The 16843-nt window shown below is 32.7% G+C and carries 14 protein-coding genes; 4 read left to right on the top strand and 10 right to left on the bottom strand.

The window, feature by feature from the left end; genetic code table 11:
• Positions 1-273: 273 nt before the first annotated feature.
• The 4 genes from LQ694_RS07505 to LQ694_RS07490 are packed head-to-tail and all read left to right on the top strand — an operon-like array spanning position 274 to position 3800.
• A complete protein-coding gene (locus LQ694_RS07505) occupies positions 274-720 on the top strand; it encodes a PTS sugar transporter subunit IIA (protein WP_096791023.1) in 447 nt (148 codons plus the stop codon).
• Between the two features lie 10 nt (positions 721-730).
• Positions 731-2143, top strand: a complete 1413-nt coding sequence (locus tag LQ694_RS07500; protein WP_096791022.1) for a PTS fructose transporter subunit IIC — start codon at positions 731-733, stop codon at positions 2141-2143.
• Complete coding sequence (locus LQ694_RS07495) at positions 2143-3006, top strand: ketose-bisphosphate aldolase (protein ID WP_218696932.1); 864 nt, start codon at positions 2143-2145, stop codon at positions 3004-3006. Before LQ694_RS07500 ends, LQ694_RS07495 begins: the two co-directional genes overlap by 1 nt.
• 23 nt (positions 3007-3029) lie before the next feature.
• The gene (locus LQ694_RS07490) at positions 3030-3800 is read left to right on the top strand and encodes a DeoR/GlpR family DNA-binding transcription regulator (protein WP_096791020.1); all 771 of its coding nucleotides are present in this window, start codon (positions 3030-3032) and stop codon (positions 3798-3800) included.
• A gap of 588 nt (positions 3801-4388) precedes the next feature.
• Here LQ694_RS07490 and LQ694_RS07485 read toward each other — a convergent pair.
• From LQ694_RS07485 to LQ694_RS07440, 10 genes are all read right to left on the bottom strand, one after another.
• Positions 4389-5747, bottom strand: a complete 1359-nt coding sequence (locus tag LQ694_RS07485; RefSeq protein WP_218696933.1) for a PTS ascorbate transporter subunit IIC — start codon at positions 5745-5747, stop codon at positions 4389-4391.
• A 19-nt stretch (positions 5748-5766) separates the two neighbouring features.
• Entirely contained in the window at positions 5767-6051 is a 285-nt protein-coding gene (locus tag LQ694_RS07480) for a PTS sugar transporter subunit IIB (protein ID WP_058611011.1), read from the bottom strand.
• A gap of 1 nt (position 6052) precedes the next feature.
• Positions 6053-6493 carry a PTS sugar transporter subunit IIA gene (locus LQ694_RS07475; RefSeq protein WP_058611010.1) on the bottom strand — a complete coding sequence of 147 codons (441 nt, stop codon included), beginning with the start codon at positions 6491-6493 and terminating at the stop codon, positions 6053-6055.
• Positions 6494-6495: 2 nt separating this feature from the next.
• Positions 6496-8439, bottom strand: coding sequence for a BglG family transcription antiterminator (locus tag LQ694_RS07470; protein ID WP_167811644.1), 1944 nt, complete (start codon positions 8437-8439; stop codon positions 6496-6498).
• A 193-nt stretch (positions 8440-8632) separates the two neighbouring features.
• Positions 8633-10087, bottom strand: coding sequence for a glycoside hydrolase family 1 protein (locus LQ694_RS07465; protein WP_218696934.1), 1455 nt, complete (start codon positions 10085-10087; stop codon positions 8633-8635).
• A gap of 27 nt (positions 10088-10114) precedes the next feature.
• Positions 10115-11542: a 6-phospho-beta-glucosidase gene (locus tag LQ694_RS07460; protein WP_218696935.1), complete on the bottom strand. Its 1428-nt coding sequence runs from the start codon at positions 11540-11542 to the stop codon at positions 10115-10117.
• 13 nt (positions 11543-11555) lie between these two features.
• Positions 11556-13466, bottom strand: coding sequence for a beta-glucoside-specific PTS transporter subunit IIABC (locus LQ694_RS07455; RefSeq protein ID WP_239771946.1), 1911 nt, complete (start codon positions 13464-13466; stop codon positions 11556-11558).
• A 187-nt stretch (positions 13467-13653) separates the two neighbouring features.
• Positions 13654-14484 (bottom strand): BglG family transcription antiterminator LicT, encoded by an 831-nt coding sequence (gene licT, locus LQ694_RS15595; protein WP_218696937.1) that lies wholly within the window; start codon positions 14482-14484, stop codon positions 13654-13656.
• A 525-nt stretch (positions 14485-15009) separates the two neighbouring features.
• Positions 15010-15987, bottom strand: a complete 978-nt coding sequence (gene desA / locus LQ694_RS07445) for a Delta(5) desaturase DesA (protein ID WP_176698799.1) — start codon at positions 15985-15987, stop codon at positions 15010-15012.
• A 245-nt stretch (positions 15988-16232) separates the two neighbouring features.
• Complete coding sequence (locus tag LQ694_RS07440) at positions 16233-16790, bottom strand: histidine phosphatase family protein (RefSeq protein ID WP_096791015.1); 558 nt, start codon at positions 16788-16790, stop codon at positions 16233-16235.
• Positions 16791-16843 lie beyond the last annotated feature (53 nt).

Below are 16843 nucleotides of genomic sequence, written 5' to 3'. Positions count from 1 at the left end.
AAAATAACATGCCAATTTAATGCTTATAGAAATGGTATGAAATAGAAAGGATTGAAATATTATTTTAACAATTGTTGATAACACAATTATATTTCTAGAACTTTTTCTAAAATTTAACATTTATAAATGATTGATTTCGTTCATATTTATTAATTATTTGAACAATATTCGTTCTAAATGACATAAACCGTTCAAAGTATTGAACAGTTTGAATACAATTGCTATGCTTGAATACAATAAGTAAGCGCTTACTTATAAAGAGGAGGTGTTATTTTGAATATTACAGACCTTATTGATGAAAACACATTTATTTTTGATAAAAATATTAAAACTAAAGATGAACTCTTTACCTCACTTTCAGAGAGCTTATATCAAAATGGTTATTTAAAGAATAAAAACAAATTTCTAAAAGACTTGTACAAAAGAGAGGAACTAATTTCAACGGGAATTGAGGATGGTTTCGGGATACCTCACACAAAGTCAAAATATATAAAAAAACCTTTAATTACTTTTGCAAAAACGTCTGAATTGCAAGATTACACTGCACTAGACAACTCAAAAATTAACATAGTATTTCTTATTGCATTACCTAAAAATGCACAAGATTCTCATTTATATTTATTAAGTGAATTAGCGAAGTTATTAATGGATTCTGATTTCAGAGAAAATATTAGGAGAGTTAATAATCCAGATGAAATATTAAATATTTTATCTTTATAGGAGGGATATTATGAATATCGTTGGTATTACTGCATGTCCTACAGGTATTGCTCATACGTATATGGCAGCTGAAAAACTTAACAAGTCTGCTAAAGAAATGGGTCATAACATAAAAATAGAAACTCAAGGTTCAAAGACAGATAATATTTTAACTAATGAAGATATTGAGGATGCCGATTTAATTATTATTGCTGTCGATAAAGAAATCGACTTACACAGATTTAATGGTAGAAAAATCAAAAAAGTATCTACTGCACAAGTAATAAAAGACCCTAACAGTATTATTAATGAAGCCAAAAATAATATTGGATTAATAAGTGTTGAAACCAAAAATGAGAATAATTCCGGAAGTAACAAGTCTGGTATATACAACCATTTCATGAATGGTGTAAATTACATGCTCCCTTTCGTAATAGCTGGAGGAATTTTAATAGCTATTAGTTTTGCTTTTGGTATAAATGCTGCTGATCCAGAATCAGATTCATATAATAAGTTTGCTGCTGCTCTTTCAAAAATTGGAGGAGATACAGCTTTTCAATTGATGGTTCCAGCCTTGTCTGCTGGTATAGCATCTTCAATTGCCGGTAGAGCAGGATTTGCACCAGGGTTAGTTGCAGGTACATTAGCAACAGTCGATGGTTCTGGTTTTTTAGGTGGGATGATTAGTGGTTTAATGGCTGGGTATGTTACAAACGCATTAGCTAATAAAATTAAAATTCCAGCTTCTATTTCTGCACTTTACCAATTAATTATTGTCCCTTTAGTATCAATTTTAATAGTTGGATTAGCCATGATTTTTCTTATAAATACACCAATATCTTGGTTACTTGAGGTATTAACAAATTGGTTAAATAATCTAGGTAAATCTTCAGGTATTTTATTTGGACTTTTAATCGGAGCAATGATGGCAGCAGATATGGGGGGGCCAATAAATAAATCTATTTCTACATTTTCAATAGGCTTGATGTCTGCAGGTGTTAATGCCCCTATAGCGGCATGTATGGTTGCAGGTATGACTCCTCCATTAGGTTTAGCCTTAGCTACTTTGCTATTTAAAAATAAGTTTACTGAAGAAGAAAAAACATCTGGAAAATCTTGCTGGGTATTAGGTGCATCATATATTACAGAAGGTGCTATTCCATTTGCAGTAGCTGATCCACTTAGAGTAATACCTAGCCTAATAATCGGGTCTGCTACTGCAGCTGCTATATCTATGGGTGCGGGTGTTACGTCTCTAGCTCCACACGGTGGAATTTGGATATTATTTATTCCAAATGTCATAAATCATTTAGTTATTTATATAATTGCAATCATTAGCGGAACTATTGTAACAGCATTATCTGTTGGATTCTTAAAGAAAAGAGTCTCACTAGAACAAGAAATGAAATCTAAAGAAATTATTAAAAATAAGGTGGAGATATAATGTTATATAATATGAAAAACTTACTAAAAGTCGCAAATGAACACCATTTTGCAGTTCCAGCATTTAATATTTGTAGTTTTGATATGCTTAAATCAATTATGGAAAAAGCAGAGGAGTTAAATTCACCAGTTATTTTGGAAATTCATCCAGATGAAATTCAATATTTAGGTGATAATTTTGTATCTGTAGTCAGAGCATATGCACTAAATAGTAAAATTCCTGTTGTCATTCATTTAGATCACGGTGGCTCATTATATGATGTTACTAGAGCTATAAAAAATGGATATACCTCTGTTATGATTGATGCATCAACAAAACCTTTTGAGGAAAATATTGAATTAACAAAAAAAATTGTAGAACTAGCACATAATATTGATGTTTCAGTAGAAGCAGAGTTAGGTACAATAGGTAATAACGGATCATCTGAAGGTGGTACTGATAAAATAATATACACTGACCCAGATCAAGCTGAATACTTTGTTAATGAAACTAATATAGACACTTTAGCTGTAGCAATAGGAACTTCTCATGGTCTGTACCCTAAAGGAAAAAAACCTAAATTAAATATAGAGTTATTAAAAGAAATCAATAACAGATTGTCTATTCCAATAGTATTACATGGAGGTTCTGGCAATCCTGATGAAGAAGTAAAAGAATCTATACTGTATGGTGTCGGTAAAGTTAATTTAAGCTCTGATTTAAAAAGCGCCTTTTTTAATGAAGTAAGAAATACACTAAGTAATAATAAAGATTTATATGAACCTAATGAAATTTACCCTATAGCTAATAAAAAATTAAAAGAAGTAGTAGAGTATAAATTAAATCTGTTAAATACTACTGGAAAAGCAAAATTATATAAATAACCACAAAAAAAGGTGGGCATTTCATGTTAAAAATTATTGAAGAACGTCAGCAAATTATAATAAATCATTTAAAAATTGTTCAGTTTGCAAGAATTCAAGAATTAATTGAATTAGTTAAATATAGTGAGGCTACTGTTAAGAGAGACTTAATTGATTTAGAAAAAAAAGGTCTCGTAAGAAGAACACGTGGTGGCGCAATGATCATAGATAATCAAAAAATAGATTTACCTTATTTAATGAAAATTATTAATTTTAATGAACAGGATAATAAACATAAACTTGCCGAATCCGCTAAATCTCTTATTAAAGATGATATGCTAATATTTTTAGATTCAAGTACAACTACTTTACATCTTGTAAAAATGTTATCTAAATTTGAAGGATTACAAATTATTACTAATGGTGTACTTACAGCATCCTTATTATCGGAATTCACAGATGCACAAATAAATATAATAGGTGGAACAGTTGTAAAAAAAAGGAACACTATTAATGGTGCCAAAGCATTTAATGATGCTTTAAATTATAATGCTGATATTTCATTTGTTTCATGCAGAGGATTCGATTTCAACAAAGGTGCTAGCGAAACTACCGAAGGAGAAGCACTTATTAAACAAGCTTTCAGAAAAAATTCTAAGCATTTAGTTTTATTAGTAACTGAAGATAAATATAATAATAAATACCTGCATAAAAGCTTATCATTACATGATATTGACACTATTGTCACTGATTATAATCTATCAAATGAAGACAAAAAATTATTTGAAAGAAACAATATTAGGATTATAAACTAAATAAAATATAAAGAGACCAAAACTAGGTCTCTTTTTGATTGTCTTTGAATATTGATGATAGATAGACTTTATATTGAGATATCTTGTGGGTTTATTACCTTTTTATCTCACATGTTTGGCTATCTCGTGAGTTTACTCCGCCTTTAACTCACTTCTTTCCTAATGTCGTGAGTTTATTACCTCTTTAACTCACATCTTTTACAATCTTGTGAGTTTATTACCTCTTTAACTCACATGTTCAGTGATCTCGTGAGTTTATTCCGACTTTAACTCACATCTTTCGCAATCTCGTGGGTTTATTCCGACTTTAACTCACATCTTTGGCCATCTCGTGAGTTTATTCCGACTTTAACTCACATCTTTGGCCATCTCGTGGGTTTATTCCGACTTTAACTCGCATCTTCGGCAATCTCGTGGGTTTATTTCGTCTTTAACTCACATCTTCGACCATCTCGTGTGTTTATTAACTCTTTAACTCACATCTTCAGCCATATCATATAACTACTACCTCTTTAACTCCCCGTACACGAAAAAAAATGAACTTAAATTAATAAGTTCAGTTTGTTCTATTATATCCTATGCCTTTTTTTACTTTTCTTCGGATAGTTTTTTATTTGAACGTTGTTGTAATAACATGGCTACTGCTCCAATGATAACAATGATTGCAATAACGCCTACGATTCCTAAGAATTTCGCGATATAACCGACTACAATTCCGACTGCTAAGAAGTCTGTGTCTGAGAATGTTGTTGATGCTGCTCCTAAATCACCCATGAATGGTAATAGTAATAATGGTAAGAATGTTACTAAGATACCATTTAATGCTGAACCTGCGATTGCACCTTTAATACCGCCTCTTGCATTACCGAACACACCTGCTGTTGCACCTAAGAAGAAGTGTGGGACAACGCCTGGTAATATAACGACACCACCAATTAAGAACATAATAAACATACCAATGACACCTGTAATGAAACTTACAAAGAATCCAATTAATACTGCATTTTGTGCATAAGGAAATACGATAGGACAGTCTAATGCTGGTTTCGTATTTGGTACAAGCTTTTCAGATATACCTTTAAATGCTGGTACAATTTCAGCTAAGATCAGTCTAACACCTGTTAAAATGATAAACACACCTGCAGCAAATGTCACACCTTGAATAACAGAGAAGACAATAAAGTTAGTGCCATCGCTTAATTCAGAATGAACGAAACTTGGACCTGCAAATAAGGCTGCTATAATATATAGAACAATCATTGTTAGTGAGATACTGATTGTACTTTCTCTTAAGAAACTGAGTCCTTTAGGGAAGTTAATATCTTCTGTTGATTTTGATTTCCCAGAAAATAATTTACCTACTTCTCCTGCTGCCCAATAACTGACCGTTCCAAAGTGACCAATTGCGACTTGATTAGAACCTGTAATTTTCTTCATTGTAGATTGACCAAGTGCTGGTAATACAGCCATAATTAATCCTAAAATAATGGATCCCATAACAACTGTCATCGTACCTGTAATGTTACCAACAGTTAGAAGAATCGCTAGAAACGCTGCCATATAAAATGTATGATGCCCAGTTAAGAAAATGTACTTCAAGTTCGTAAATCTTGCGATAAATATGTTCACAAGCATACCGAACATCATAATTAATGCTGCTGTTGTACCATAATCTTTCAGCGCAATAGATATAATAGCTTCGTTATTTGGCACGACCCCTTGAACACCAAATGCTTCTTGAAACATTTTCCCAAATGGTTCTAGTGAATTTGTTACAACGCCCGCCCCAGCACTTAAGACTAGGAAGCCGAGTATCGTTTTAATTGTGCCTGACGTAATGTCTGCTGCTGATTTCTTCTGTACAATTAAACCGATTAACGCGATAAGCGCTACGAGTATAGCTGGTTGACTAAATACATCTACAAAAAATCCTAAAATTGAATTCATGTTGGTGTCTCCCCTTTGCTTATAATATGTTCAATCCTTTTAATTTTTCTTCTAGTTTGCTTTGTAATTCTTCTTTGTCTAAAATGTTATCTAACACAACTACTTCACCTAAACGTTGCGCATTCTCTTCTAAGTCTCTTCCACAAATAAATATATCTGCCATATCTGGACTAGCTGTCATAATATCACTGTGTTCTACTTCAATATCAGATGGTGCTTGTAAGTTTTTCAAAGCTTCTTGTGCATTCATTTCTACCATGAAACTACTTCCTAAACCGTGTCCACATACTACTAAAATTTTCATATTAATCAGTCTCCTTAAATATATTGATAATTTCTGATTTACTGTTTGCGTCAATCAATGATTGAACTGTTTCTTTGTCGCTTAAAATAGTTGCTAATTTCCTTAAAATTTCAAGATGTGCTTCGTTATCAATTGCGCTTAAGACAAATATTAACGATGCATAATGGCTATTATCCGAGAAATTAATATGTTCATTTAATTTAAGTAAGCTTAACCCTACTTTATGAACATCATCATTCGGTCTTGCATGTGCAATCGCAATCTCTGGTGCAATAACAATGTATGGTCCCATATCATGCACACTTTGAATCATTGAATTGATATAAGCTTGATTAAAATAACCCACTTCCAATAACGGCTGAGCTGCAATTTGAATACTCTCTTCCCAATTGGATACTTTTTCTTTAATTTGAATGTGTTCTTCTTTTATAATCAAGGTCAAATTTAGACACTCTCCTCACTTTGGCTTGCTTTTTTTATGAGTTGTCGTATTACTGCTTTGTCGCCTTTCATTAATTCTGCCCTTGCGTCTTCATCCATAATGATTTGACTCAACTGACCAAGTGCATTCAAATGTATTTGTGGTTGGCTCGTCGCAAGTGTAATCACAACTTTTACAGGATCAAATCGATCATGACCGAAGTCTATGCCATCTTCGAAATGTGTAATAGACATGCTGACCGGTACATTTACATTTTCAAAATTCGAATGCAGTAAAGCAATATTCGGACCAATGACCATATACGGTCCAAATTTATCTAAATGCTTCATAATATCGGTACCATATTGAGCATTTACATGGTTTAAATTCACCAACATTTCAACACTCTTTTGGATAGCTTCATTTCTACTTCCAACTTTCACATGTGTTTCGATATGTTCTTCTGGAATGACGTCTTCTAAACTCGGACCGACCGTTTTGAAACTGGATATATATCGTTCTCTATAATCATTAATCATTTCATTGATCTTGTTTCTATCATCTTTATTCAAGAATGGTGATACTTCTATCGTAGGCACTGAAAAACCTTCTACTGGAACGGTCGACAGTATATAATCTACACCGTGAGATTTCAAAAAGCTTTCTGAAATGTCATATATTGAAAAGGCATCTAATATTTCTAACTCTGGGTAAATATTTTTTATTCGGCTTTTCAACAATTGTGATGTCCCAACGCCGGAACCACATAATAAGATGACTTTATTATGTGTCGTTTCCTCGTTAGACATTCGTTCTATTGAAGATGCAATATGAAGTGCTAAATATGCAATTTCATCTTCGTTAAATTTAACGTGATAGGCTTCTTCAAATATCCAAACTTGTTGTTTTATCGCTAAAACGACTTCATAATACTCTCGTAATATCTCTTGCTTTAGAGGATTCTCATGTTGCATATTGAATGACATGCGATGAATTGCCGGTTGTAAATGTGTGACAAGTCCTGTTATCAATTTATGATCATGCATAAGCGGAACACCTATTTGAGCGCTGATTTTTTGAATAAATAATTTAGATAGTTCCGTAATATTCTGTTGTGATTGTTCTTGATGATACTTGTTTACACGTGCACCTAATAAATGCAAAGTTATAAATGCCGCTTCACTTTTAGGAAATACGATATCAAATAACTTTTCTAACTCGGCAGTTATTTGAATGGCAATTTGAAATGCCTCTGTCTTTCGTAGCCGCTCATACTCTTCATCAGGGATTTCAAATACAAATTCTGCTTTGGCACGATGAATCGCAATAATAATGTGATATATTAAGCCATCAATACCAACTTGAACTAATTGAAAATCTTGATTATTAATGGTCGTAATCACAGCTCGTCGTATTTTCTCAAGCTCTTCTTTCGAGAATACTTCAATACCAATTTGTGCAGTAGATTTCTTAAAGTATTCATTCACCACATGCGCATACGCTTCTCTGAGTTGCTTTTCATTACCTTCAATTACAAAACCTTTATTCTTTTTATATTCAAGCATAAGGGCATACGTTTCTAACCAAGCTTGAACACTTTTCAAATCATCTACAACCGTTCGGCGTGATACATTTAACAAATCTGCTAAACTTTGAGAACTGATTGGATGTGTTGATTCAAATAATCTTAGAATAATCTGTTCTTTTCTTTCATTCTTGGAATAATGAATATCTAACTCAACATCGTTTGATGCCATGTAGCTTTCTTTATGTGATAATTTGACGCCTAAACTTTTATTTCTTTCAACATCAATATTCAATTTGTCTTTAAACGATTCGATATATTCTAAATCATATTGAATCGTACGTTCACTCACTTGAAATAAAGATGCTAATTCAGAAATCGTGACGAAGTTGTTCTCAGATGATAAATAAGACAATATATTTCTCTGTCGTTTACTCAGCAATCAAATAACCTCCCTGTATTTATTGTAAGCGTTTACTGATTGTTATAGATGTGTAATCTACTTCGTTATATAATCCGAAACATTTCACATCAATGCAACTGATTGCATTATTGCATAAAAAAACCACATAATCTGATTGTGGTCAGATTATGCGGATATTCATCAAATCAACTATTAAGTTTTACATACAATGCTATAATTGCGCACCATTTGTTGTAATAACATCTTTGTACCAGTCGAAAGAATCTTTTTTAGACCTATTACCTGTACCGTTACCATCGTCATCTTTATCTACATATATAAATCCGTAACGTTTACTCATTTCACTTGTAGACATAGATACTAAATCGATTGGGCCCCATGCTAAGTAACCCATTAAATCTACACCGTCTTGTACGGCTTTTTTCATTTCTTGTATATGTTTTTGTAAATAATCTATTCTATAAGTATCATGAATACTTCCATCTTCTTCGACAATATCTTTCGCACCTAATCCATTTTCTACGATGAATAATGGTTTATGATATCTATCCCAGAATTCATTTAGCACGATACGGAGTCCTATTGGATCTATTTGCCAACCCCAATCTGATGCTTCCAAGTATGGATTTTTCAAACTATTCATCAAGTTGCCTTCTGTTACTTCTCCTTCTTCACTGTTTGCGGATAGTAACGACATATAATAACTAAATGAAATGTAATCAATTGTATATGTTTTAAGTGTTTCTAAGTCACCATCTTCAATCTTTAATGAAAAATCATTTTCTTTTAAAAATTGTTTATAGTAGTTTGGATATTCTCCTAACGCGTGAACATCTGTATAAAGTAGATTCATTTGATCTTCTTGCATAGCTTTTAGTACATCTTCTGGATTACATGTATATGGATAATGTTTCATTCTCGCTAACATACAACCAATTTGAGCATCTGCATCAATTTCTCTAAGTGCTTTTGTTGCTAAACTAGATGCTAATAATTGATGATGTAACGCTTGATATGATGCTTCTGTCGGATTCTCTAATTTATCTGAAATGATACCGCCACCTGTGAATGGTGAAATATTAATAATATTGATTTCGTTAAATGTCATCCAATATTTAACTAAACCTTTATATCGATTAAACACCGTCTTAGCATAATGCTCGAAGTGTCCAACAACTGCGCGATCTACCCATCCATTATATCGCTCTGTTAAACCATATGGCGTTTCATAATGACTCAAAGTGACAACAGGTTCGATATTATATGATTTTAATGTTTTGAACACACTCTCATAAAATGCTAATCCTGCTTCATTTGGTTCTGCTTCATATCCTTTAGGAAAAATTCTAGACCAATGAATAGATAATCTAAATGCTTTAAATCCCATTTCAGCTAATAATTTAATATCTTCTTCATAACGGTGATAAAAATCAATGCCTTCTCTTTTAGGGAATCGACCGGTATGTTCACCACTCAACACTTTCTGAATATGTTCAGTTGTCACTTCCATATGATTATCTTTCGTTCTTTGATCTTTCGGAATATATTCTACAAAATCAGCACTTGATAAACCTTTACCATCTTCGTCAAATGCACCTTCAATTTGATTGGCTGCAGTTGCGCCACCCCATAAAAAGCCATCTTTAAATCCAGTGTTCGTCTCCATATTCATTACTCCTTTAATAGTTAATATTTAATAACTTAAGTCTTCACCATTTGTTTGAATCACTTTTTGATACCAATAGAATGAATCTTTACGTGTACGGTCTAAAGTACCATTACCTCGATTATCACGATCAACATAGATAAAGCCATAACGTTTTTTCATTTCTCCGCTTCCTGCTGAAACAAGGTCAATACAACCCCAAGATGTATAGCCTAATAATTCAACACCGTCTTTAACGGCTTCAATCATTTGATCTAAATGTTCACTTAAATATTTAATTCGATACTCATCATGAATCTTACCGTCTTCTGTCACTTCATCTTTCGCACCAAGTCCATTTTCTACGATAAATAATGGTTTTTGGTAGCGATCATAAATTTGATTCATTGTAACGCGTAAACCTACTGGGTCAATTTGCCAACCCCAATCAGAAGCTTCTAAGTAAGGATTTTTTAATGATGCAAATGCGTTGCCGGCACCTTTTTGTTTATTAACTTCTTCATCTCCACTTTCTAATCTGCTTGAATAGTATGAGAATGAAATAAAATCGACAGTATGTGCTTTTAATATATCTGCATCGCCTTGTTCTTGCTGAATGTCCACTCCTAATTCTTCAAACATACGCTTACTATAACTTGGATATTCACCTCTTGATTGCACGTCAATAAAGATATATTGTTCTCTATTTTTCTGAACTGCTGCTAACATATCTTGTGGATGACAAGTATTAGGATAAACCTCTCCAGCAGCTAACATACAACCAATTTGGAAATTTGGATTAATTTCTTTACCGACTTTAGTAGCGAGACTTGAACCAACTAATAAATGATGCGCAGCTTGATATTTAATTTGTTCAGCATTAGCTTCATCTTCAATAATGAGCCCACCACCAATATAAGGTATGTGTAAAATCATGTTGATCTCGTTATGTGTTAACCAATATTTCACTTTATCTTTGTAACGTTCAAATACAACTCGACTGTAGTTCACGAAGAAATCAATCGTTTTTCTGTTATACCATCCGCCGTATTCTTGAGCTAAATAAAGTGGTGTATCAAAATGATTTAATGTTACTAATGGTTCAATGTCGTACGCTTTTAAAGTGTCGAACACTTTATCATAAAAAGCTAAGCCTTGTTCATTCGGTTCAGCTTCGTCACCTTTAGGGAAAATTCTTGGCCAAGAAATAGACATTCTCAACACTTTATAACCCATTTCTGCAAATAATTTAATATCTTCTTCATAACGGTGATAAAAATCAATCGATTCATGACTTGGATAGTAATCAAATTCTTCTTTTAAACCTTTAGCTGGATTGAATAATGGAATTTGTCTTTCTTCTCCTGCTGGTAGAACATCCACTAAACTTAATCCTTTACCATCTACATCATAGGCACCTTCACATTGATTGGCTGCTACTGCGCCACCCCATAAGAAATCTTTACTTAAACTCATTTCAAATCCTCCTCTATAAAATAACCGTTAATATATGTTTACCTGTTTCAATCGTTTTGTGATCTTCAAGAACGACATCTTTTGCTAAATTAGAATTTGTAACAACAACTGGAATAACTGTATCGTATCCTTCTTGTTCAATTGCTTCTCTATCGAATTCAATTAAAGGTTGTCCGATTTCAACTGTTTCTCCTTGTGACACAAGCGCTTTAAAATATTTGCCTTCTAATTTAACTGTATCAATACCAATATGAATCAATACTTCTGCACCGTTGTCTGATTTTAATCCAATTGCATGACCAGTTGGGAATAAACTTTCGACAACACCGTTAAATGGTGCCACAACGACACTACTATCAGGTTCAATCGCAATACCTTTACCCATTGCTAAAGATGAAAAGACTGGATCTTGAATCGTTGTTAAATCTACAACATTACCTGATACTGGTGATTCTACTAATACATCATTTACGACTGCTTCTTGTGCTGTTTCTCCAGCGTCAGCACCTTTTTCGATTTTTGCTTCTTTCTTATCACTGTGTGTTAAATAACCGACAATTAAACCAATTAACAATGCTACACCTGTTGCGATGAGTGACATCCAGAATGCCATATCTAAACCTGCTTCACCAATAAATGTTGTATATCCGAAGATACCAAGTCCACCCATAAAGAACATTTTTGTGCCTGCCCAACCGACCATCGCACCAGTTATACCCGCCACAATACAACTATAAATAAATGGTTTCTTTCTAGGTAAAGTAATACCGTAAATAGCTGGCTCTGTTACGCCAAAGATTCCTGACACAAATGCTGGAATACTTAAAGATTTAAGTTGTTTATTCTTTGTTCTAAAGAATATACCTAACACAATACCTGTTTGTGCAAATGATGCTGCAAACGTTAAAGGTATAATAATATCGAAACCTGATGTTGAAATATTATTAATGGCAATCGCTACAAGTCCCCAATGTAAACCGAAGATAACAAGGACTTGCCAGAATGCGCCAACTAATAATCCGGCAAACAATGGACTAAAGTTATATAAACCTAATGCACCTGCACCTATTAAATTGGCTGCCCATGTAGAAATAGGTCCAATAATTAAGAATGTTAAAGGTACAATAATAATTAATGTAAAGAATGGTACTAAGAATGTCTTCACGACATCTGGAATAACTTTCTTCAAGAACTTCTCTAATATAGATGCAAAGAATACTGAGAACACAATTGGAATAACACTTTGTGTATAAGTCATTGATATGACTGGTATGCCTAAAAATGTTAAAGCACTTTCTGATTCAAAGAATGTGCCACTAAAGAGCATCGTAGCATTTTCATTACCTAACGCCATCGCACTTACAAGCGTTGGATAAACGAGTGCTGCACCTAATGCCATACCAATAAACTGATTAGACCCAAATTTCTTCGCTGCTGTTAAACCTAAGAATATTGGGAAGAAGTAGAATAATGCATCACCAATTGCATGCATGATTTGATATGTTCCCGACTTTTCAGTAAGCCAACCAACTGCTAAAAATAGTGCTGCGAAACCTTTAATCATCCCCGCTGCAGCTAGCACGCCTAAAATTGGTTGGAATATTCCTGAAATCAAATCAATAAAGCGATTAAATAATGATCCGTTACTTGATGAACTACTACTAGAAGTACCATCACTAATATTTGCTTCTTTGCGAACTGCATCATATACATCTGGAACATGATTACCAATTACAACTTGGTATTGGCCGCCCGACTCCATAACTGTCACAATACCTTCTTTATTCTTTAAATATTCTGTATCAGCTTTTCCCGTATCTTTCAGCTGAAATCTTAATCTCGTAATACAATGTGTTAAAGAATTAATATTTTCTTTGCCACCGACTTTCTCTACGATATCTTTTGCTAAAGCTTCATACTTCATTTAAATCCCTCCATTTCCATAGAAAAAACCCAGAATAATACATACGAATCCCAATGTTCGTTATGCATTACTCTGGGTTTTGCCTACTTAAAGTTACAATCCCAAACAGCAAATTCACTTGCCGTTTAAAGTAATTGTTTATTAATTTAAATTTATTATAACGCTTACATTTTATTTGTCAACGCTTTCATGAAGATTTTAATAATCTTGCGATATGTAAAATAAGATAAACACGTTCGTCATTAGATAAATCATGATTATAATTTCTTTTTAAAAAATCACCAATTTTATCGACACAACGGTTGGATTCACTGTATTTTTTCTGTAAAGATGCCAATAAAGATATATCCATCACTTCTTCTAAACTTTCAGAATTAATTAATCGTTGACTGAAGAATTTTAAATGTGTAATAAAACGTGCGTAACTTAATTCTTCTTCAGAAACATCTAAATTAAAGTGATATCTAACTAGATTCACAATACTCTGGGTGATTTTTGTAATTTCATAAACGTTTGAGATAGACTCGTTCATATTCGCATTGACGATATGCATCGCGATAAAACCAGATTCGTCTTTAGGCATATCAAGATTAAAATGTTTAGCTATCCTATCAATACCGAACAAACCAATTTTATATTCATCTGGATATAATCGCTTAATTTCATAAAGCAAAGGATTATTAATAACAGTACCTTCTTTATGACGTTTGATTGCATAATTAATATGATCCGTTAACGATATATAAATAGATTCAGACAATGGTTCTTTATAAAGTTTATTCGCTTCAACAATAATTTCCTGAGAAATTAGTAATACATCATCATCTAATTCTTTAATTAAAGTAAGCATTCTTTCTTGTTCATCACTCGTCATTCTAAAAATCTTATCAATTTTATCTTTCTCAATAGCCTGGCCATTCTTCTTCCCAAAAGCAATACCAGCCCCCATAACAATACGCTCTTCCCCATTAATCTTAGAAATCACAACATTGTTATTTAAGATTTTCGTAATCTTCACGACATTCACCCTTCCAATAAATGTACTGACTTTTCAATTAATTATCATTATAGCAAGAATTAAAAATAATGAAATAATTTATATAGTTATTTTAATTCATTTCTTATATTTTTTGAGAGTGGGAGGTTTGTGGCAGGTGGAGTTGTAGGGCTTTGGGGATATTATTGGGGGCGTTGTGAACACTTTCGCCCAAACTTGTTCGTAACGAGGGTGTTGTGAACACTTCTCACCAAACTTGTTCATAACGGGGGCGTTAGTTACAAAACTCGGTCGAAGTGTTACTGTGGACCGCTTTAATTACAAAACTCGGCCGAAGTGTTACTATGGCCGCTATAATTACAAAAGTCGCCTGAAGTGTTACTATGGGCAGCCTTAATTACAAAACTACTGAGAATTGTAATTACTGGGATCAGTATTTGCACTTCTTATCAAACTTGCTAATAACGGCACCAGTATTTGCACTTCTTATCAAAACTGCTAATAAAAAACGGGACATGCTCAATGTCCCGTTTCAAATCATTACTTTTACGCATGTGACCTCTTAAATCTTAAAGTATATTCTTTAAAAGTAATGAAGCATTTATTCTTCTCGTCATATAATTTATATTTCAGTGATTCTAAACTCTCTTTAATTGTTATGGTTGTTGCGTGATGTAAAGGTGGTGTCTTTTCGTGTGCTTGTTCTAATTGATAGTTTGGAATTCTTGGACTTAAATGATGAACATGATGGTATCCGATGTTCCCTGTCATCCATTGAAATACTTTCGGTAATTTATAATATGAACTGCCTTCTATAGCGGCTTTTACATAATCCCATTCTGATGATTCTTCGAAATATGAATCTTCAAATGTATGTTGAATATAAAATAACCAAATACCTAACATACCAGCAATGAACAACATTGGTAGAAATACAAGTACAAATGGAACTGCACCTACAATAAAGAAAATACCGACATAAAGAACTAGCAAGATTATATTATGCAACCATGTGTTACGTTTTTCTTTAGCTTTCGCATCTTTAGCATTCATTCTGTTTGAAATAAACATAAGGAATATTGGTCCTAAAATAAACATCACAAACGGATGTCTATACATTCTATATTTAAATTGAGTGAATTTTGAAGCTTCATGATATTCTTCAATAGTCATGACCCAAATATCACCAATACCACGCTTTTCTAAATTTCCGCTACTCGTATGATGGATAATATGCTCTCTTCTCCACTTTTCATATGGGAAGAATGTTAATAGACCAGTTATATTTCCTAACAAATCATTGTTCTTTTTCTTACTCAAAAATGATCCGTGGCAACAATCGTGAAAAATAATAAATGTTCTAATAATGAAACCGGATGCCAATACACCACATAGGATCGATAATGACCAATGTAATTGATAACTTACTAATCCACCAACAATAAGCGCAATTAATGGAATGATTGTGTTTATAATTTGAATTGTACTTTTCTTCAAGCTGTTATTTTCAAATGGTTTAACCATTTTTCGAAGTAACTTTTTCTTTTCTTTTTCGATGATTTACACTTCCTTTTTATTCAATAAATATAAAAAAAGAAGCACTTGAATGAATCAAGTACTTCCATCTCTATTAACCATGATAAAGCATATTTATAAGCTTTACAAACAAAAAACAAACCCAATAAAACGATTACTATACTACTAAAATTTATTTTATTATCATAATAAATTATAACTTGGTCATAACAGTTGATAACAATGACTTTTTTTTAAAAATTCATTTCTACTTTTTTGAAAGAAATATTATTTTGATGGTCATAATCCAATTGATAAATGTCAGGCATTTTCATGTTTTTCCAATCTTCATATGTAAATGATCCAGTTAATTCATTAAATAATACTGCTAAAGCTGTACCATGACCTGTTATGATCAAGTTACCTTCATATTGACTCAACACTTTTTGATAAGAAGGTACTATACGGTTTCTAACATCTTCAAGACTTTCTCCGTTTGGCAACTTATAATCTGTTTGACTCCATTGTCTTAAAGAAAATTCATCAAAATTTTCTACCCATTCACCTATTATTCGTTCTTTAAATGGTTCGATTTCTTTAATTTTAAGATTCAATTGCTCAGCAGTAGGTTTAATTGTATCAATTGTTCGTTTATAAGGACTTGATAATATATGATGAATATTTTTATATTGAAAGAATTCCGACATCTGCATTGCATACTGTTTACCTAATTCAGTAAGAGGTGCTGATTCATCCTCTTTTATACGAGTATCCCTTATAGAATGCCTCACAAAATAAATTGTTCTATTCAAAATTTCACCTCATTCTTTCCGTATACAAAAGACAAACCAAATTGTTATTCAAT

Origin of the sequence: Mammaliicoccus sp. P-M58 (assembly GCF_022386165.1) — a bacterium.
Lineage (GTDB): Bacteria > Bacillota > Bacilli > Staphylococcales > Staphylococcaceae > Mammaliicoccus > Mammaliicoccus sciuri.
Note: the sequence above shows the minus strand (reverse complement) of the source record. Positions and strands in the feature narration are given on the sequence as shown.

Coding starts and splice junctions, on each gene's coding strand:
- LQ694_RS07500 (WP_096791022.1), top strand. CDS start 731: ATGAATATCGTTGGTATTACTGCATGTCCTACAGGTATTGCTCATACG.
- LQ694_RS07495 (WP_218696932.1), top strand. CDS start 2,143: ATGTTATATAATATGAAAAACTTACTAAAAGTCGCAAATGAACACCAT.
- LQ694_RS07490 (WP_096791020.1), top strand. CDS start 3,030: ATGTTAAAAATTATTGAAGAACGTCAGCAAATTATAATAAATCATTTA.
- LQ694_RS07485 (WP_218696933.1), bottom strand. CDS start 5,747: ATGAATTCAATTTTAGGATTTTTTGTAGATGTATTTAGTCAACCAGCT.
- LQ694_RS07480 (WP_058611011.1), bottom strand. CDS start 6,051: ATGAAAATTTTAGTAGTATGTGGACACGGTTTAGGAAGTAGTTTCATG.
- LQ694_RS07465 (WP_218696934.1), bottom strand. CDS start 10,087: ATGGAGACGAACACTGGATTTAAAGATGGCTTTTTATGGGGTGGCGCA.
- LQ694_RS07460 (WP_218696935.1), bottom strand. CDS start 11,542: ATGAGTTTAAGTAAAGATTTCTTATGGGGTGGCGCAGTAGCAGCCAAT.
- LQ694_RS07455 (WP_239771946.1), bottom strand. CDS start 13,466: ATGAAGTATGAAGCTTTAGCAAAAGATATCGTAGAGAAAGTCGGTGGC.
- desA (WP_176698799.1), bottom strand. CDS start 15,987: ATGGTTAAACCATTTGAAAATAACAGCTTGAAGAAAAGTACAATTCAA.